21 protein-coding genes and 1 tRNA gene are annotated in these 16,568 nt (G+C 55.1%); 5 read left to right on the forward strand and 17 right to left on the reverse strand.

The features are described 5' to 3' along the window. Positions 1–97: 97 nt before the first annotated feature. From Q0W94_RS06655 to Q0W94_RS06680, 6 genes are all read right to left on the reverse strand, one after another. A tRNA-Val gene (locus Q0W94_RS06655) sits at positions 98–171 on the reverse strand. A gap of 29 nt (positions 172–200) precedes the next feature. Beyond that, complete coding sequence (locus Q0W94_RS06660) at positions 201–689, reverse strand: Ycf51 family protein (RefSeq protein WP_297756930.1); 489 nt, start codon at positions 687–689, stop codon at positions 201–203. Beyond that, positions 689–1,174 (reverse strand): Fe-S cluster assembly sulfur transfer protein SufU, encoded by a 486-nt coding sequence (sufU, locus tag Q0W94_RS06665; protein WP_297756931.1) that lies wholly within the window; start codon positions 1,172–1,174, stop codon positions 689–691. Before sufU ends, Q0W94_RS06660 begins: the two co-directional genes overlap by 1 nt. 43 nt (positions 1,175–1,217) lie before the next feature. Then, positions 1,218–1,628: an MAPEG family protein gene (locus Q0W94_RS06670; RefSeq protein ID WP_297756932.1), complete on the reverse strand. Its 411-nt coding sequence runs from the start codon at positions 1,626–1,628 to the stop codon at positions 1,218–1,220. A 3-nt stretch (positions 1,629–1,631) separates the two neighbouring features. Beyond that, positions 1,632–2,504, reverse strand: a complete 873-nt coding sequence (locus Q0W94_RS06675) for a 6-carboxytetrahydropterin synthase (RefSeq protein ID WP_297756933.1) — start codon at positions 2,502–2,504, stop codon at positions 1,632–1,634. A gap of 93 nt (positions 2,505–2,597) precedes the next feature. Continuing rightward, positions 2,598–3,653 (reverse strand): phytoene/squalene synthase family protein, encoded by a 1,056-nt coding sequence (locus Q0W94_RS06680; protein WP_297756934.1) that lies wholly within the window; start codon positions 3,651–3,653, stop codon positions 2,598–2,600. A gap of 503 nt (positions 3,654–4,156) precedes the next feature. Here Q0W94_RS06680 and Q0W94_RS06685 point away from each other — a divergent pair. Both Q0W94_RS06685 and Q0W94_RS06690 read left to right on the forward strand, forming a co-directional pair. Beyond that, on the forward strand, positions 4,157–4,807 hold the full coding sequence (locus Q0W94_RS06685; RefSeq protein WP_297756935.1) for a hypothetical protein: 651 nt from the start codon (positions 4,157–4,159) through the stop codon (positions 4,805–4,807). Between the two features lie 36 nt (positions 4,808–4,843). Then, positions 4,844–6,247, forward strand: a complete 1,404-nt coding sequence (locus tag Q0W94_RS06690) for a serine/threonine-protein kinase (RefSeq protein ID WP_297756937.1) — start codon at positions 4,844–4,846, stop codon at positions 6,245–6,247. Here the strand turns inward: Q0W94_RS06690 and Q0W94_RS06695 are convergent. After that, positions 6,213–6,704: a GNAT family N-acetyltransferase gene (locus Q0W94_RS06695; protein ID WP_297756939.1), complete on the reverse strand. Its 492-nt coding sequence runs from the start codon at positions 6,702–6,704 to the stop codon at positions 6,213–6,215. The two genes, Q0W94_RS06690 and Q0W94_RS06695, sit on opposite strands and share 35 nt — an antisense overlap. Positions 6,705–6,725: 21 nt before the next feature. Continuing rightward, positions 6,726–6,959: a preprotein translocase subunit SecG gene (secG, locus tag Q0W94_RS06700; RefSeq protein WP_297756940.1), complete on the reverse strand. Its 234-nt coding sequence runs from the start codon at positions 6,957–6,959 to the stop codon at positions 6,726–6,728. Positions 6,960–7,083: 124 nt separating this feature from the next. Here secG and Q0W94_RS06705 point away from each other — a divergent pair, with 124 nt between their 5' ends. Genes Q0W94_RS06705 through radA form a run of 3 tightly spaced genes read left to right on the forward strand, consistent with a single transcriptional unit; the run spans position 7,084 to position 9,286 of the window. Next, on the forward strand, positions 7,084–7,404 hold the full coding sequence (locus tag Q0W94_RS06705) for a phasin family protein (protein ID WP_024124115.1): 321 nt from the start codon (positions 7,084–7,086) through the stop codon (positions 7,402–7,404). Continuing rightward, a complete protein-coding gene (locus tag Q0W94_RS06710; protein ID WP_297756941.1) occupies positions 7,398–7,886 on the forward strand; it encodes an FKBP-type peptidyl-prolyl cis-trans isomerase in 489 nt (162 codons plus the stop codon). The genes Q0W94_RS06705 and Q0W94_RS06710 overlap by 7 nt, the downstream gene beginning before the upstream one ends. Before the next feature lie 8 nt (positions 7,887–7,894). Further along, a complete protein-coding gene (gene radA / locus Q0W94_RS06715) occupies positions 7,895–9,286 on the forward strand; it encodes a DNA repair protein RadA (RefSeq protein WP_297756942.1) in 1,392 nt (463 codons plus the stop codon). A 3-nt stretch (positions 9,287–9,289) separates the two neighbouring features. Here the strand turns inward: radA and cobU are convergent, their stop codons facing one another. From cobU to Q0W94_RS06760, 9 genes are all read right to left on the reverse strand, one after another. Beyond that, entirely contained in the window at positions 9,290–9,856 is a 567-nt protein-coding gene (cobU, locus tag Q0W94_RS06720; protein ID WP_297756944.1) for a bifunctional adenosylcobinamide kinase/adenosylcobinamide-phosphate guanylyltransferase, read from the reverse strand. A gap of 16 nt (positions 9,857–9,872) precedes the next feature. After that, complete coding sequence (locus Q0W94_RS06725) at positions 9,873–10,724, reverse strand: ABC transporter permease (RefSeq protein ID WP_297756946.1); 852 nt, start codon at positions 10,722–10,724, stop codon at positions 9,873–9,875. A gap of 4 nt (positions 10,725–10,728) precedes the next feature. Continuing rightward, entirely contained in the window at positions 10,729–11,643 is a 915-nt protein-coding gene (gene argF / locus Q0W94_RS06730) for an ornithine carbamoyltransferase (protein ID WP_297756948.1), read from the reverse strand. A gap of 139 nt (positions 11,644–11,782) precedes the next feature. Then, positions 11,783–12,418, reverse strand: a complete 636-nt coding sequence (gene plsY, locus Q0W94_RS06735) for a glycerol-3-phosphate 1-O-acyltransferase PlsY (protein ID WP_297756950.1) — start codon at positions 12,416–12,418, stop codon at positions 11,783–11,785. Positions 12,419–12,442: 24 nt separating this feature from the next. Then, positions 12,443–13,393, reverse strand: coding sequence for a DUF3086 domain-containing protein (locus Q0W94_RS06740; RefSeq protein WP_297756951.1), 951 nt, complete (start codon positions 13,391–13,393; stop codon positions 12,443–12,445). Further along, positions 13,386–13,805 carry a DUF3119 family protein gene (locus Q0W94_RS06745; protein WP_297756953.1) on the reverse strand — a complete coding sequence of 140 codons (420 nt, stop codon included), beginning with the start codon at positions 13,803–13,805 and terminating at the stop codon, positions 13,386–13,388. The genes Q0W94_RS06740 and Q0W94_RS06745 overlap by 8 nt, the downstream gene beginning before the upstream one ends. A 4-nt stretch (positions 13,806–13,809) precedes the next feature. Next, positions 13,810–15,108: a hypothetical protein gene (locus Q0W94_RS06750; RefSeq protein WP_297756954.1), complete on the reverse strand. Its 1,299-nt coding sequence runs from the start codon at positions 15,106–15,108 to the stop codon at positions 13,810–13,812. 69 nt (positions 15,109–15,177) lie between these two features. Further along, positions 15,178–15,882, reverse strand: coding sequence for a biotin--[acetyl-CoA-carboxylase] ligase (locus tag Q0W94_RS06755; RefSeq protein WP_297756955.1), 705 nt, complete (start codon positions 15,880–15,882; stop codon positions 15,178–15,180). Positions 15,883–15,888: 6 nt separating this feature from the next. Further along, positions 15,889–16,557, reverse strand: a complete 669-nt coding sequence (locus tag Q0W94_RS06760) for a hypothetical protein (protein WP_297756957.1) — start codon at positions 16,555–16,557, stop codon at positions 15,889–15,891. Between the last annotated feature and the right edge of the window lie 11 nt (positions 16,558–16,568).

Raw genomic sequence — 16,568 nt, forward strand, 5'->3', positions numbered from 1 at the left:
TGCCTATACCAGAACCAATGAATCTGAATCAGGGCCTAGTAAATAGGTCGCTTAAAAATCCTTCTTTCTAGATTTATTTAAAACAGTTGGCTGGTTATGGACACAACTGGACTCGAACCAGTGACCCCCACGATGTCAACGTGGTGCTCTAACCAACTGAGCTATGCGTCCTTGGACTATCTACTATAGCACACTCCATCCTAATGTTGAAGCAGTTGAACTGTGACATTCTTATCGGCGCGATCGCTCAACGAACGCGTGGCCACCCCTAAAATGACCGGCTCACTTACCCCCGGTTCAGGATGTTGGATAGTACGGGCAATCACGGTCAGGCGATCGCCCCCTCGGCCTAGCCGTCCCAAGGAAAATAAATCATTGGCGGCCTGGACAAGGGTTGCTTCCAGGGTAGGGGGGTCAATGTCGGCAGGAACAGTGATCACCGCTTGAGTGGCACCATTGTCATAGACGAGGGTGTATTTGCCGGCACCAGGCACTGGGGAGTGAACAATCGGCACAATACTCAGGGCAAAAAGTCCGACCGTCACAACACCAAGAAACCCGCTAATACCGACAAAGCGAAAGCGCACACCCCAGCGAAAAACAAAAGCGAGTGCAGTCAAGCCGGTCATGACAAGGGTGGCCATGCCTGCCCAGCGGCTATAGGTGGCAAAATCGGTGGGGGTCAGCACTACTGTTCCTCCTCATTACTGACAAAGCCATTCGCAGGGGCTTGATCTTGTTGCAAGGCTGCGCGGAGGGTATGCCAGGTCAAGGTGGCACACTTGATCCGTACCGGAAACTGAGCCACCCCTCGCATCACATTCAGCTTCCGGAATTCCGGGGGAAACTCAAATTGTCCCTTCATCATGGCTTGGAACTGCTCCACCATTTCGAGGGCGCGACTGACGGGCTGACCCCGCAGAGCATCGGCCATCAAGTCTGCTGAGGCCATGGCGATCGCGCAACCTTCCCCCTCAAACTGAATATCCTTGATGATTGTTTCGCCCTGCGCATTTGTCTGTAGGGCAACAGTTAAATCAATTGTGTCTCCACAGGAGGGATTATGTCCCCGTTGCTGGCGATCCACAGGCTGGGTGCGACCCCGATGGCGGGGTTTCTTATAGTGTTCCAGAATAACCTGCTGGTAGAGGGTGCGAAGATGATCGATAGACATTGAGATTACTCTATGCTTGGTGCATCTACCCCAATAAACTATCTTAAGGGGCTAGGGTGGTAAGACTTTGCCAAAAAAGCGTCAGGGTGGCTGCCGTCCCGACACCAAACATAAGGGAGCGCCCTAAGGGAAAGTTGGCAATGTAGCAAATGCTGTATAAAAAGCGAGCTACGACAAAACTGAGGCTGGCGATCGCCACCGTTGCATTATTCACCCCAGCAAAGAGGGTTAGCAACACCGCCGCCGCAAAAGGCATAAAGGTTTCAAAGCTATTTTCATGGGCCCACACCGCCCGCTGGGCAAAGGGAGGGAGCTTCTCAAAAAGGGCACGGGGAGCCGCCATGTCAAAGCCCGCCTGCAGGCGTCCTACCACAACAAAAATGTAGGGGAAATAGATAAGCAGCGTTGCTGTCAGTAAACTTGCAGCCAGTAGCCAAGGGATATTGCTCAACATCGTCTAGGCTCGCTCCAACACCGGTAGAGCACCACTGAGCACCTCATTGCGAGGGGGCGATTCTTCGCAGAGGATTTCGCAAGAGTTATTGGGACTCTCAATCAACTTCACCCTATGAAGCGTCGCACCCAATTGGCGAATTGGCTCCTGCAACAAATGGGCAATGTAGATGGCGATATTTTCTGCCGTTGGCACCACCGTCGCGAAGTAGGGAATATCCTCATTCAAAAACGTGTGATCCAAGGGTTCAATCACCTGTTCCTTGAGGACTTCCTCCAGCTTGACCAAATCCACAACCATGCCGGTACGGGGATGGATTGCTCCCTTAACCGTAATTTCCACATGGTAGTTGTGGCCATGGCCGTGGGGGCGGGCACACTTGCCATAGATGCGGCAGTTCTCTTCGTAGCTGAGGTCCTGAAGGGCTAGGCGATGGGCCGCACTGAAGTGAGCACCAACAGAAAGATAGGCTTCCATAGGGTCTCCTGTGTAGTCCGCCCAAAGGCGGGGATGTTCAAACAGGCGAATGCGCACAAGGGGTAAATGGGGAAAGAGTCGATCCCAAATCACCCGCGCAATATGCTCAGTTGTGGGTAACGTGGCTTGAAACTCTGGCCACACTTCATTGAGATAGGAAAAATTCAGGGGTTCAATGACCTCACGGCGAATGATGTGCTTGACATCCGATAGGTTTAACACCATGCCAAAGTCATCAACAACCCCGTCCATAGACACAAGCAACTCATAGTTGTGACCGTGGCCAGGAAAGCGACTATTGGCACCAAACCGAGCCAAATTCTCCGCTTCAGACCATTCTGGTAACCAGTAGCGATGACTGGCGGCAAACTCAGCACGGCGGTGGATAATACAATTCATGTCGGGGTATAAAGATTTGCAACAATTCGGCAATCTTCCCCTATCCTAACGGATTCTGGCTCCGCCAACCATTGACTTTTTTGGCACATTTCCCTAAAGTCTCCCAAGGATAAAAGGCTTCTGCCGCACTTGGCCAATTAACCAGCGCAGACTGTGGTTGCTGAGAATAGACAACGGCCCCATCAACATCAGGGACTTGACCTCTGAGCGGCTGATTTTAACGACCCCACCGGGTTGGAGCATGGCGGTTGAATGGGTAAGTTCTCGCAGCGTGGCGTAGGCAAAAAGCAGCGGTAAGACACAAAAGAGACGAATCGGAATCGCCGCCTTGGGTAGGGATAGCAAGTAGGCTTGGGCTTCATCGAGATCGTGCCAAGCCAGGGCAATCAATTCCTGAATGGCTGCATGATTTTGCTGAAGATGTTCAGCACTGAGAATGGACTGATGACTGCTGCCTTGGAGTAGTAGGGATTCATTGGGAATATAGATTGAGTTTTCGTGCTCTGCATCCCAGGCAATATCCTTGAGAATGTTCACCGTTTGGAGCGCTTCGCCAAAAGCAGCACAGCGCTTGAGCAGCACTTGGTATTCATCGGCCCCAATACTGGGGGAATGCTCGTACCAGAGATCCGTCAAGAGATAGCCAACTGTACCCGCAACGTAGTAACAGTATTCTTTATATTCATCGAGGGTCTGAATGCGAATGCCGTTGGGATAGAGGTTGAGGAACTTTTTCATCCCATGTACCATTTCGCTGACCCAGCGCTGGACATGCTGTTGGGACGTACGGGGTAAAGAACGGTAGAGGGCAAAGACGAGTCCCGTATGTTGCACCAGTTGCACATGGGCTGGCTCCCCTTGCACCCCCCGTGCCGTTTCACCATAGCTATGGGCCAGGGCGGGACTGTCAAAACACTCCAGTAGGTGATCCAATAGGGCTGTTTTGGCGGCGATACTGGCAACCGGATCATCCTCAATAGTATCGGCAATGCGACAGATCAGATAGGCCACCAGAACCGCCCGACCCAAATTTCCGGGGAGGAAACGAATACTGAGGGCAAATGTGCGCGAGACTTGGGGGAGTATCTCTTGGCAAAAGCGCTCAGCATCCTTGACGGAAACTGGGCTCTCCAGCACCATTTGAATCATAGGGGGGTTCACTCCTACACGCATTGATCGATCGTTGGGTCAATCCTTGACCGTTCCTCAGGCCAACGCTCTCGGGCAGTCAATTCACGATTCTCCGAAGAGGCCTCGCGATCGCAACCCAGCAGGGAACGAGTTCCAGAAACCCAGAAACAACGATTGAGTAAAGTCTATAGTTATCATACTCATTTTTTGTTTGTCTAGGTGGCCTGTGACAGTTGCCCAGCTTGCCTGAGGGAGAATGGGGGATAGCTCACAATTTGCCAGAACAATAACATACCTTCAACAATTAACAACGGTAGCAAGTTTGGCGGAAAATGCCTTTTGTCTACCCTAGCAGAGGCTTGAGTGTGACACTCTTTCCATTGGTCAGTTTCTCAATTGCCCGCGATCGGCCTATCAAAAGCTAAGCCGTTACTGAACTCGAAAATGTCTACTCCCAGGGTAGCGGGTTGTGTTCACAGAGCAGCAGTAGTACTCCCCATAGAAAAACCCATCAGAGAACAATGACTCCCTGCCTTGTCCTTGTGCCCCAAGGGGCAGAATATCAAGCCGTACAGTGGGGGCTACAGCCCTCCAAGGTGGTGATTGTTCCCATACGAGTGGGGGCTGCTGCTGTGACTACACCGGCACTGATGAGTGCCCTCAGGGAATCCCCTGCGATGGTTCTGATCTTGGGGGTCTGTGGCGGCCTACGTCCTGAGGATCGCGTCGGTGAAGTGGTCGTCTACACCACTTGTCAGGATGAAGCAGGGCAGACGTATTTTTTAGACCAGAGGTTATTAGGGAAATTGGAGCCTTCGTGGCGACGGGTAAAAGGCATCACAACGGCAAAAGCCCTTGCTAAGGCTCAGAAAAAACAAGCCCTTGCGGCTCGCTGGGGGGTGGAGGTGGTGGATATGGAGGGGGTACCGCTGCTGAGGGCTTTAGGGGGGATGCCGGTGGTGATGGTGCGGGTGATCAGTGACGGGGGCGATCGCGACCTCCCCGACTTGAGTCAGGCCTATGATTCGCAGGGGAGTTTACGGCCAGGGGCACTGGCTACCGCCATGCTCCGCAACCCCCTTGGGGCGGCACGCTTGATTCAAGGCAGCCTCAAGGCCCTCAAAGTGCTCGCAGGAATTGCCCCAGAGATTGTTCAGCAACTCACTCGCTAGGATAGGGTTGACCAGCGAGAAAAAGATGCGGCGGAGATGATTGATCAAATTCTGGGCGATCGCTATGAACTCCTGCGCGAACTGGGGTGTCATCGGGGGCGGCGGACTTATCTGGCCTTGGATCGGTACCGCTATGAACAGGTGGTGCTAAAGCTGCTGCTTTTTGGCGGCGGTATGACGTGGGATGACTTTAAGCTCTTTGAACGGGAGGTGGCTGTCCTGCAGGGCTTGGATCACCCGGCTATTCCCCGCTATCTCGACTATTTTGAAATCAATACCCCCGATCTCAAGGGCTTTGCCCTCGTCCAAACCCACATTGAGGCAAAATCCCTCGCCACATGGCAAGCAGAGGGACGGGTCTTTAGTGAAGAGGATTTGCGGCTTTTGGCCGACCGCCTGCTGGATATTTTGATTTATCTCCATAGCCGTCAACCGCCAGTCATTCACCGCGACATTAAACCGACGAATATTCTCTTGGGCGATCGCTCCGGTCATGATCTGGGCAAGGTCTATCTTGTGGATTTTGGAGCAGTACAAACGGCAACCGCAGGCAGCAGCCGAACCGTGGTTGGCACCTATGGCTATATGCCCCCGGAACAATTCGGCGGTAAAACCCTACCCGCTAGTGATCTCTACGCCTTGGGAATGACCCTCATCTATTTAGCAACGGGCACTCCCCCCGCTGAGCTGCCCCAAAAAGAACTGCGGGTTCAGTTTCAACCTTTAGTGTCCTTGAGTCCCCCTTTTAGCCGCTGGCTTGAAAAAATGGTCGCCCCTGCCCTTGAGGAGCGATTTAACTCCGCTACCGCTGCTCGCCAAGCCCTAAAGCAACTGCACAGGTCACCCGAGGGTGCCTCACTGATCACAAAAACACCCCCCTACGGTTCCCGCCTACAGGTGAGGGAAACCCCCGAAGGACTGCTGGTACAAATTCCCCCTGTTGGATTGAATGCCAGTCTATCCTCCCTGATTCGCTTTGCCATGATTTGGAATGGTTTTTTGGTAGTCTGGTACAGCCTAGCAATTGCTTCTGGCGAGTGGCTGATGGCTATTTTTGCCACCGGTCACCTTGCGGTTGGTTTAGGCCTCATTGGCGGTATTCTTTACATGCTCTTGGGGTGGCAGGTGCTGATGGTTACCCGCAAGGATTTGCGTTTCTACGCCCATATCCTGGGTTTCCGCTGGCGTGGCCCCAAAATTCTCCCCCTTGAAGTGATTGAGAAGATTGAATTTCAGCCCTGTGACACGTACCGCGATCAGGAGGGCGATTGCCAAGAGCTGTCGAGCAAACTGGTGATTCGTGCCGGCAGCCAAGGGATTGCACTCACCGAAAACGCCCCTAGCCTGACCTCAAGAGATTTGGAATGGTTGGCCTATACCCTTGGCCGCTATCTGGGGCGACGGGTTACCCAGGCTCGTCAGGACTGCCGAAGTCCTTGAGGACCTCAAGGCGGCAGATACGCCAGTCAGGTAGAACAGTGGCACCCAGGCGCTCGTAGAATTGAATGGCAGGCCTATTCCAGTCCAAGACGCTCCACTCGATACGGCCATAGTCGCGATTCCTGGCCAGCTGTACCAATGCCTTCAGTAAAGCAGTGCCCACCCCTTGGCGCCGATAGGCAGGGAGGACAAACAGATCCTCTAGCCAAAGGCCGGGGCGTGTCAGGAAGGTGGAGTAGGTGGTCAAAAAGAGGGCGTAGCCAATGACTTCTGTAGGGGTATGGGCAAGGAGTACCTCGGCATAGGGGCGATCGCCAAATAAATGCTCCCGCAGCGCCTCCTCTGTACCGTTTACCGCATGACTGAGCTTTTCATAGGCGGCCAGGGCTTGGATCAGTTGGAAGATGATGGGAACATCCTCCGGGGTCGCTGGACGAATCCCAAAGGAGAAAGACACGTCGCCTCAACTAAGCCTCAACTAAATCGAGCGCAGCCAACCGGCACTGAGGGCAACGGTGAGGGCCATAAACAACACGGTCAATGTCCACGTGGCACGGTTTAATGTGGTTTCTGCACTTTTGGTGCTGGTAAAGAGCTGAGCTTGACCGCCAATACCGCCGAGGCCATCCCCCTTCGGACTGTGGAGCAAGACCAATACAATCAGGCCGACGGCTGAAAAAGCCCACAGACCCATGGCAATTTTTTCAATCATCCTTCACCTCGCTGGCGATGCGAATCTATACAGGATCTATACAATTAATTTGACTGCTTTCCCATCTTACCGCAGCCCCAAGAACCAGTGGCACAATACAAGATAGGCGTTTTGAACGTGCCCCATGAACCAGCAAAATCTGCTTCAGCAATTGCTTTTAATTGGTGTCGGCACCACCTCCCTTGTGGCCGAAAAGTTACGTCAAGTGAGCAACCAATGGGTGAAAGAGGGACGCCTCAATGCCGATCAAGCCAAGGCAATGGTGGATGAAGTCCTGACCCACCTCAAAGAAGATGCCGCCTCCCTCGATGCAGCGGTGCAACGGCAGACGCGCCAGTTTTTAGAGGGCTTGGGGGTGCCACAGCAGTCAGAAATTGATGAACTGCGGGGACGCATTGATCGCCTAGAACGGGACCTTAGGGAGTTGAAAAATCGTTCATGGTAAAACAACGGGTGCATCGAGCCTGTGGCTGGCTCCTCTGTGGTACTGTCCTAGTAGTGGTATGGTTGGTGGCCGCTCCGATGGCGATCGCCAGTGTGCCGCGGGAGGCGTCAGCGGAGACTGCAGGACTAATGGAGAATTCAAAGGTGGTGACTACCCCTTCAGGGTTGCAATACGAAGATATTGTTGTTGGCTCAGGGGCACAGCCTCAAGTGGGCGATCGCGTCACGGTGCACTACACAGGAATGCTCACTGATGGCCGTATTTTTGATAGCTCCCGCGATCGCGGTCAGCCCTTCCAATTTCAAATTGGTGTCGGTCAAGTCATTCAAGGCTGGGATGAAGGGGTGGGCTCAATGCACGTGGGTGGTCAGCGGCGGCTGATTATTCCTCCGAATCTAGGCTATGGTGCCCGGGGTGTGGGTGGGGTCATTCCCCCCAATGCCACCCTGATTTTTGATGTGGAACTTTTGGGGGTGCAATAGGGCAAGGCATGCCCAAGCCTAAAGTCCTGTACATTTGCCGCGAGTGTGGTGCTCAGCACCTACAGTACTTTGGTTGCTGTCCCAGTTGTGGCCAGTGGAATACCCTTGATGAGCAGGTGGTTACCCCGGTAGAGACCGCTGCTCAATGGACCGCATCCCGAAAATCGACAACTCTCCAGCCCCTCAGTGCCAAAGCCTTAGGAGAGGTTAGCGAACAGCCCCAGAGCCGTTCTGCCTCTGGATTTACTGAGTTGGATCGGGTTTTGGGAGGAGGGATTGTTGCTGGCTCTCTGGTCTTGGTGGCGGGAGAACCGGGGATTGGCAAGTCTACCCTTTTGTTACAGATGGCAGCCACCTTGGGGCAACAGCAGCGGGTGCTCTATGTCTGTGCTGAGGAATCAGCGCAACAGGTGAAGTTGCGATCGCAACGACTGGGTATTGCTGCTCCTCCTGCCCTTTATCTCCTAGCAGAAACAGATTTAGACGTGATCCTGCAGGAACTCATCCATCTGCAACCCCAGCTGGCAATTATTGATAGCATCCAAGCAGTGTATTTGCCCCAACTGACCGCTGCCCCCGGATCGGTGTCTCAGGTACGGGAGGGAGCCGCCGCCTTGATGCGCTTAGCTAAGCGGCAGCAGATCAGTTTATTTATTGTTGGTCATGTAACAAAGGAGGGGGCGATCGCCGGTCCGAAGGTACTAGAACATCTCGTGGATACGGTGCTCTACTTTGAAGGCGATCGCTTTGCCAGTCATCGCCTCGTGCGTGCGGTCAAAAATCGCTTTGGTGCCAGTCAAGAAATTGGTGTCTTTGAAATGGGGGCGCAGGGTTTAGCCGAGGTCACAAATCCCTCGGCTCTGTTTTTGGGCGATCGCGAGCCAACCCCCGGCAGTGCCACCATTGTTGCCTGTGAAGGGACCCGTCCGCTGGTGGTTGAGTTGCAAAGTTTAGTTAGCCCCACCAGTTATTCCTCTCCTCGCCGCACAGCCACAGGCATTGAGTACAATCGCTTTCTGCAAATTTTAGCCGTAGTGGAAAAACGCCTAGGCGTGCCCCTCTCAAAGCTAGATGCCTATGTGGCCTCCTCAGGGGGGCTGAATGTGGCGGAACCCGCTGCTGATCTGGGGGTAGCGGTGGCGGTTGTGGCTAGTTTTCGCGATCGCTGGGTGCAACCCCAAACGGTAATCCTTGGCGAAGTGGGCCTAGGGGGACAGGTGCGAGCTATCTCTCAATTGGAATTACGGCTGCGGGAGGCGCTGAAGTTGGGATTTCGCCGGGCCATTATTCCCGAAAGCCAAGCCTGTGCGATCGCCGGCCTAGAGATTTATCCGGTGCGCCGCGTTAGCGATGCAATTGTGGCGGCCCTTGCCCCGATTGCCCCTGGAGAATCCCCCTGAGGCTTATCCTTGCCCGTCCAATTTATCCCTAGGAGGTTTGAGGCAGATACCCCATTGGTGGAGGGGCAGTGCAAAGCCAGCCGTTACAAGATACACTTCCGTCATCAGGGGACTGAGTTGCTGACACAGGGCACCGAGGCGATCGCGAAAACAGCGACCACTGGCAGAGGCAGGAACGACTCCCCAGCCCACCTCTTCGGCAACCAAAATGAGTTGAGCGGCACAGGCTTGCACACTCGCCAGGAATTCGGCAACGGTTGCTTGCCATTGATCTTGGGATTGATCTAAGCAATTGGCCACCCATGTTCCCAAGGAATCCACAAGAGCGCAATGATCAGACGGCAGATCACGCACTAGGGCAGCCAGTTCAAGGGGACATTCTCGCAACTCCCACGCAGCGGGGCGGCGGGCACGGTGCTGTTCAATCCGCTCTAACCATTCCATATCCTCTGGGGAGGCGATCGCCGTCGCAATATAAATCACAGGTTGTTTGCTTTGGGCAGCAAGGGCTTCTGCCCATTCACTCTTGCCGCTGCGAGTCGGACCGGTCACCAAGGCATGATCAGGCATGATGAGGCCCTGTTGGCTAACTCAACTGTCGCGGATCAAGACGCTCCCCTAGCCCCTCCCCAAGGAGCGAAAGACCCACTACAAGTAGTGTCATGGCCAGCCCCGGAAAGAGCGTTGTCCACCACACACCCACCGACAACCCATCCAAGGCCTGTCGTAGATCTTGCCCCCATTCTGGTACCTGGGGCGGCAACCCTAAGCCCAAGAACCCCAGCCCTGCCAAGGTCAGGATGGCATCAGCGGCATTGAGGGTAAAGAGCACCGGAATACTGGGAAGCACATTCACCAAAAGATACCGGTGCAGAATTCGGGGGGTAGAGGCACCAAGGGCGCGGGCGGCTTCGATAAAAACCTCATTTTTTAGGCTCACCGTGTGGTTGCGCACTACCCGATAGTACTGGGGAATGTAGGCAACACTGAGGGCGATCGCCGCATTGAGCACCCCCTTGCCAACCACAAAGGCCACCGTCACCGCCAGTAATAGCCCCGGTAACGTGTAGAGCGTATCCATAAAAAAGAGTAGCCCGCGATCTAGCCAGCCCCCTTGGTAACCACTGAGCAGTCCGAGGGGTACCCCCACCGCCAAGCTCAAAACCGTTGCCAGCAAGACCACCTGCAAAGCCGCTTGGGCACCAAAGATTGTGCGTGCAAACACATCATAGCCAAGGCGATTGGTGCCGAACCAGTGCTGCGGCGAGGGGGGCGCATGAATCGGAAAGTCAAGAAATTCTTGGGGGTTGGCAATCCAACCAAGGGCTTGGCCAAGGGGAGCAAGAACCGCCAGTAGCAGAAAAGCCCCACAAATGACCCCTCCCACCAGTAATAACCAATCCGAGAGGCTGAATTTCTGCCAACGGTGGTCGATCATTTCCCTATACCAAAAGACTGGCAAGTAGAGCCTTCTGGGCATGGAGGCGATTTTCGGCCTGCTCCCAAACCCGCGACTGCGGTCCTTCGAGGACACGGGCAGTAATTTCCTCATCGCGGTGAGCCGGCAGGCAATGGAGAACGATCGCCCGCGGATCCGCAAGGGCTAGGAGTTGATCATTAATTTGGTAGGGCTGAAAAATGGGTTGGCGATCGCCCGCTTCTGCCTCCTGCCCCATACTGGCCCAAACATCGGTGTAAAGAGCCTGGGCACCCTTAGCCGCTGCCTGTGGGTCCGTGAGCACAGCCACTTCACTTTTACCGCCACTCAGGGCCTTGGCTTGCGCCACAATATCGGGCAAAGGCGCAAACTGTGGTGGTGAAGCCACACGAATATTCACCCCCAAGAGGGCACAGCCCAGTAGCAGTGAATGGGCCACATTATTGCCATCGCCAACGTAGCAGAGGGTCAGTCCCGCCAATGTGCCAAAGGATTCCCGCAGCGTCAGCAAATCCGCCAAAATCTGGCAGGGGTGCTCGCGATCGGTGAGGGCATTAATCACCGGTATCCGTGCATAGTCGGCAAAAAGTTGCAGTTCTGCCTGACCATAGGTGCGAATCGCCACCGCATCCAAATAGCGATCCAATACCCGTGCTGTATCGGGCAAGGGTTCACCGCGCCCCACCTGTGTGGATTGGGGATTCAGGTCAATGACTTGGCCCCCTAGTTGGTACATTGCCACCGTAAAGCTGACGCGGGTACGGGTGGAAGCCTTCTGAAACAGCAGCCCCAAGACCTTAGGACACTGGGGAGCCACCTTGCCGATTTTCATCTGGGCTGCTAAATCCAGCAGATACTCCGCCTCTGCCCGTGAGAGGTCGGCGATGCTCAGCAAATCACGGCCCCGCAGTGTTTCCATCACAAATCTCCCCACCAAAACTGGTATCCACTCATGGTAGCAATCTCAGAGGTCTTGCCAAGGTACAAATACAGCCGTTTTCTAAAATAGGGGGCATTGAGGAACTCCCAGCCTGTTCAAAAGTGACCTTCTAAGAGGGCTATCCCTGCGAGGCTCCCAACCGCGGCTCCGTCCCCGCAAGGAGCCGTTGGATATTACTCTGGTGTCGCCAAATCACAAAAGCCCCCGCAATCACGCTAAAGCTCACAAACGGCCACGACTGGGTAAAGAACCAAAACCAAAAGGGCAAGGCTATAGCAGCAGTAATTGAACTCAGGGAAACAATGCGGCTGACCGCCAAGACCACCAGAAACACCCCAAAGGTGGCCAATGCAGTGGGGGCATTCAGGGCAAGGAGCACCCCTAAACCAGTGGCAACGGATTTGCCGCCGCGCCCGCCTAACCAAATCGGCTTACTGTGGGCCAAAACGGCAATGAAGGCGATCGCCAGCAGCACAAATTCCAACCAACTGGCGGGCACTGTACTCCAAGATTGCCCCAAAAGCCAACGCCCCAAAAGAACTGCCCCTAGGCCCTTGCCCACATCGACTAAAAACGTCACCAAGCCGGGGCCTTTGCCCACCACCCGCAGCACATTGGTCGCCCCCGTTGAACCAGAGCCATGCTCACGAATATCAATCCCCCGCAGCCCTTTCGCCAGGAGGTAGCCTGTGGGAATCGAGCCAAGCAGGTAGCTAATGAGCGCCAGCAGTCCAAGGATCAGTGCAGTGGTCACAGGAACCTCCAAAGGGGACTGAAACTACTCAAAGAAATCAGAACTACGGCTAGGACGCAACTGGGGTTCAGGGGCAAAACCCAAAAGCAAGGGATATTGCAGCAGCGACAGGCTGACTTGGGGTTGGGACTCATCAATGAGAATCAGGGGGATGTAGTCCTCCTGCTCGAGGCGATCGGCGCGAAAGGCGAGGGCATCGGCGGATTCAAATAGGGCGACCCCTTGGTCGGGGCCGAAGTCTTGGCGAGTGATTCCCAAGCAGTCCTGGAGGCCACGTCGCCAGTCTCCTAGGCGCTCAGGGGAATCAGCCAAAACCAAAACCCGCAACATCTCTCCATAAAAGTCCCGTAGGATCGAGATGATGGCCGAGGCAACAAGGATATTTTGCAACCGACTCGGGAGCGATCGCAGGGCACCCCGTCCCCCAAGATCAAAGAACCAACTTTCAACCCGCTCAGCGTGAACTTGCTCAAATGTGCGTCGCAACTGCCAAGGGGGGCCGTAGTAGTTGGGACTACTCCGATATTGCTCTAGCAAACGGCGGATGCGATCCGCTTCCTCCTGAAACCCCTCATCAAGAATTAACTTAGGGGGTGTTGTGGCCGTTTCTGCTGGGGCAGGGACAGTTTCCGCGACAGCGGGCGCCGCGGGCAGCAGTTCCATTTCCTCAACGGTGGCCGCCAACTCCTGCATGCTCTTGACGAGAAACTCCTTAAACCCCTGCACCCGAATCGCGAGTTCTTGGGAGGCACCCACAAAGTTACGGCGTAGCTCCTGTTCAATGCGTTCCTTGCGCCGTTCGAGTTGTTCAATGGTTAGTTGCAGACTTTGTTGCCGCTCTTCAAGGGACTTGAGGCGATCGTGGACCAGACGATGAAACTCGGCATCGAGGGCTTGAATTTCAGCTTTGAGGGCATCGCGCTGGGCTTTGAGAGTCGCTAGTTCCTCTGAGGTAGGTGCAGAGGAATCAGTCACTGTAGGGTCCTGCGTCATTGTGAACCGTGGAAATAAAGGCTGTGCGTGGGCAGCGTTCTTGGAGGCATTGTACTAAAGTTTTGGCGTCGAACAGAATCGGCAGAAAGTGGATATTCTTGACCTCCCGAAAATAGAAGAGCACCGGAAAGGCCGGCCAAAAGACTTGCCAGTGCTGCCATTGCTGATAGGGAAAGTGCCGAATCTGTTGGCTACCCCGATAGACATCGAGCGCGGTTGCCGTAAACTCCAAGCGTAGCGTTGCCGCCTGCACAGCCAAAAATAGGGCAAAGAGGGAAAGGGGCAACCCCAACCACCAACGCAGCCACCCCAGGGGCACACTCAACAGCAGCACACCGAGGGGGACGGCAAATGAAGGTTGAAGGCGAACAGTGGCCAGGGGGGGGTCTTGCATGGGGTTACTCCTGAGGGGGCGTCGGCTCCTCTAATTGTGGCAAATCCTTTGGCGGGGGCGCAGTCGCCTCTTCAGTGACCTCAGAGGCAGGAGCCGCTGGCGTGGGTTCAGCCCCAGCAGGAGCGGGTTGAGCAGGGACGCGCGGGCTAACAAGAACAGAACGAGTTGGACTTTCTGCTTTTTTGAAGGGATTCAGACGCTGCCAGAAGGGTTTTTGCGGTGCTGGTGTCTCTTTTTCTGCTTCAACCCTAACTGTTGGTTCTGGGGTTAGCTCAGGGGCAACAGGGGTTGCTTCTGGGGTGGGTGGGACTTCCTCTACTGCCTCTGCGGGGGGTGTGGGTGGGGATTCCTCAGCAACGGGAGTAGTGGGTGCTTCAACGACAGGCATTGCTTCTGGGGTGGGTTCTGGGGTGGGTTCAGGGGGGAGGTTGCTGGGGAGATCTGGGCTGAGGCTGCTTTGGAGATTTTTCGCCGCCAGTTCTCCCCGTAGCAGGCGCGAGAGGACATCCTTGCCATTGGGTTGATAGGTGACGAGGCGGGTAATGGGATTGTGGGGAGAGGGGATGCGCTGACCATTGCCATCCAGAAGTTCGAGCCGCACCCAGTTATCCCCCGGCTGCAGTCCAGTGAGATAGTAGGCCTGCCAGCGATCGACCGTGAAGGATTGACCATTGATCGTGCAGCGCACCTGCCAGCCTTTCTCATTGTTTAATTGCCGATCCAACGGTAGGTTGCTGAGATAAAAGTCGAGGAGCACGGGTTCAGCACCATAGGTACCGCTGGGCTGATTGTAGGTGAGCAGGGGAAGACTGGCAGCTCGAGTGTCCTCATCTGCGGTGTAGAGATGAAACACGGTTTGAGCGTAGGCAAGGGGGTTTTTGATGCTTTCGCCCCAGGGGTACACGACAAAGGCCCGCAGCAGGTGGGTACCCGGCTCAAGGTTAGTAAACTCAATGGGGGTGCTCAGGTCATAGACACTGCGGCTGGGCAGATCATCGAGCACCACCTCCACATGGGGCCCCAAGCCTGTGCGCTGATCCTGAAACAGGCGTAGCCCTTCGACACTGAGCTTGACAGTGACGTTGCGACTTTGGAGTGTTTGGTTGACTTCGGGGGTGAGAATTTTCAGCCGCGGCTCATAGCGATCGAACCAATCTTTCATATCCTCAATGGCCACCGGCGCCGCCACCTCTGCTAGGGAGCCACTGGATTTTGCGGCGGCGATGTCCCCGCTTGACCACAGGAAAATGAGGCTGAGAACCAAAGCGATCGCCCGTTGCCAACAGACCTGCCAACCCTTCATGCGCACCTCAGATGGTTGTAGTACCAAGGACAATTTTCGCAGACGGGCTGCCCACTTCCGCAATCAATTCTAGGGGCTGTAGATCACATGGCCACTGCTAAATTCCCGCACTTCGCCATTAGTGAGGCGCAGCTGCAATGTCCCGCGATCGCTAATTCCCACCCCGATGCCCTGCCACCGCTGTTCTCCTTGGACAAGAGTGAGCGATCGCCCCCGCAGAAAGTCTCGCTGTGCAGCCACCCCCGCCCCCTGGGACCGTTGCCAACACCAAAGAAGTTCAGCACGAATGGTCGCCAAGAGGTCCAAGTCTGTGGGTACTGCTTCCCAAGGATCAAGAAGCTGATGAAGACTCATGGCTTGGGGCAGGCCCATGGCCTCAACATCTACACAGCGGTTCAGCCCCACCCCCACCACCAACCAAGGGGAACAGCGTTCACAGAGAATTCCCGCTAGTTTCTTGCCCTGAGCCATTACATCATTGGGCCACTTCAACTGCAGGTGGCGATCCAGCGCTGGCCGCAGCCCACTCAACGCCCGCATCACCGCTATCCCCGCTTGGACACTGGGAGCAACGATCGCTGGCGAATCGGGCAAAATAAAGGAGGCCGTCAACACTCCCTGCGGGGATTGCCAAGGGCGGTTGTACTGACCGCGCCCCCGTGTTTGGGCCTGAGTATAGATGACTTGGCCGCCATAGAGGCGATCGGCATGGTGCAAGGCCCATGTATTTGTGCTCTCACAGGTCTCTAGCCACACCAACCAAGGAAAATCCATAGCGATCTACCCGTGCACTGAACTAGATGGCTCAATGAGTGCCTGCAACAGTTCTGGTTGCGGAGCCGTCCCCACCCGTGCACAAAACCCCTGCGGGATCTGGTGTAGCCACTGGGCCAGTGCTGCATAGCCTTCGCGAAGGGTTGTGATTTTCGCAGCAACAAAATAGCGATCGCCACCCTGGGGAGCTAGAACGAGAATATGGGCCCTTTGGCAGTGATTCAAAGCAATTGCAATTTGGCTACCCCTAATCTCTGTTGGTGCGGTTTTCTCAATCATGGCGGCCAGTTCCTCTAAGGTAGCGGCGCCATCGTGATCGTCAAGGAGCCATGCTAAAGTATGAGCCAAGGCCGTAGGTTGGGCGATCGCCACCCATTCGGGACTGAGCAGAACCCCATAGGTTGCCAGGCCGTGGTGGGAACGCTTTTCAAAATTGGCCATCACCACAGCACCGGCAGGAAGATGCTCCCGTAGGCCAAGAGGCGGTTGATTGGCCCTGCCTTGGCAATGAAAGACACAGACGATCGGGTTTTTGCAGACGTAGCGCAAGTATTCCGAAAACTTGACCATCCCCAACAGCAAAATGTCAAAGTTGGGCAGCAGGGCGTGCACTGCCCCTTGGACTTTAGAAATTTGGAGAGGACAGGCAAAGGCTGTGGGAAGAGAGGGGATCATTTGGGGGGCAA

Origin of the sequence: Thermosynechococcus sp. (assembly GCF_025999095.1) — a bacterium.
Taxonomy (GTDB): domain Bacteria; phylum Cyanobacteriota; class Cyanobacteriia; order Thermosynechococcales; family Thermosynechococcaceae; genus Thermosynechococcus.

Coding starts and splice junctions, on each gene's coding strand:
- Q0W94_RS06685 (WP_297756935.1), top strand. CDS start 4,157: ATGACTCCCTGCCTTGTCCTTGTGCCCCAAGGGGCAGAATATCAAGCC.
- Q0W94_RS06755 (WP_297756955.1), bottom strand. CDS start 15,882: ATGGATTTTCCTTGGTTGGTGTGGCTAGAGACCTGTGAGAGCACAAAT.
- sufU (WP_297756931.1), bottom strand. CDS start 1,174: ATGTCTATCGATCATCTTCGCACCCTCTACCAGCAGGTTATTCTGGAA.
- Q0W94_RS06675 (WP_297756933.1), bottom strand. CDS start 2,504: ATGAATTGTATTATCCACCGCCGTGCTGAGTTTGCCGCCAGTCATCGC.
- secG (WP_297756940.1), bottom strand. CDS start 6,959: ATGATTGAAAAAATTGCCATGGGTCTGTGGGCTTTTTCAGCCGTCGGC.
- Q0W94_RS06705 (WP_024124115.1), top strand. CDS start 7,084: ATGAACCAGCAAAATCTGCTTCAGCAATTGCTTTTAATTGGTGTCGGC.
- Q0W94_RS06750 (WP_297756954.1), bottom strand. CDS start 15,108: ATGAAGGGTTGGCAGGTCTGTTGGCAACGGGCGATCGCTTTGGTTCTC.
- Q0W94_RS06680 (WP_297756934.1), bottom strand. CDS start 3,653: ATGATTCAAATGGTGCTGGAGAGCCCAGTTTCCGTCAAGGATGCTGAG.
- radA (WP_297756942.1), top strand. CDS start 7,895: ATGCCCAAGCCTAAAGTCCTGTACATTTGCCGCGAGTGTGGTGCTCAG.
- Q0W94_RS06710 (WP_297756941.1), top strand. CDS start 7,398: ATGGTAAAACAACGGGTGCATCGAGCCTGTGGCTGGCTCCTCTGTGGT.
- Q0W94_RS06760 (WP_297756957.1), bottom strand. CDS start 16,557: ATGATCCCCTCTCTTCCCACAGCCTTTGCCTGTCCTCTCCAAATTTCT.
- Q0W94_RS06725 (WP_297756946.1), bottom strand. CDS start 10,724: ATGATCGACCACCGTTGGCAGAAATTCAGCCTCTCGGATTGGTTATTA.
- Q0W94_RS06670 (WP_297756932.1), bottom strand. CDS start 1,628: ATGTTGAGCAATATCCCTTGGCTACTGGCTGCAAGTTTACTGACAGCA.
- Q0W94_RS06690 (WP_297756937.1), top strand. CDS start 4,844: ATGATTGATCAAATTCTGGGCGATCGCTATGAACTCCTGCGCGAACTG.
- Q0W94_RS06745 (WP_297756953.1), bottom strand. CDS start 13,805: ATGCAAGACCCCCCCCTGGCCACTGTTCGCCTTCAACCTTCATTTGCC.
- argF (WP_297756948.1), bottom strand. CDS start 11,643: ATGGAAACACTGCGGGGCCGTGATTTGCTGAGCATCGCCGACCTCTCA.
- cobU (WP_297756944.1), bottom strand. CDS start 9,856: ATGCCTGATCATGCCTTGGTGACCGGTCCGACTCGCAGCGGCAAGAGT.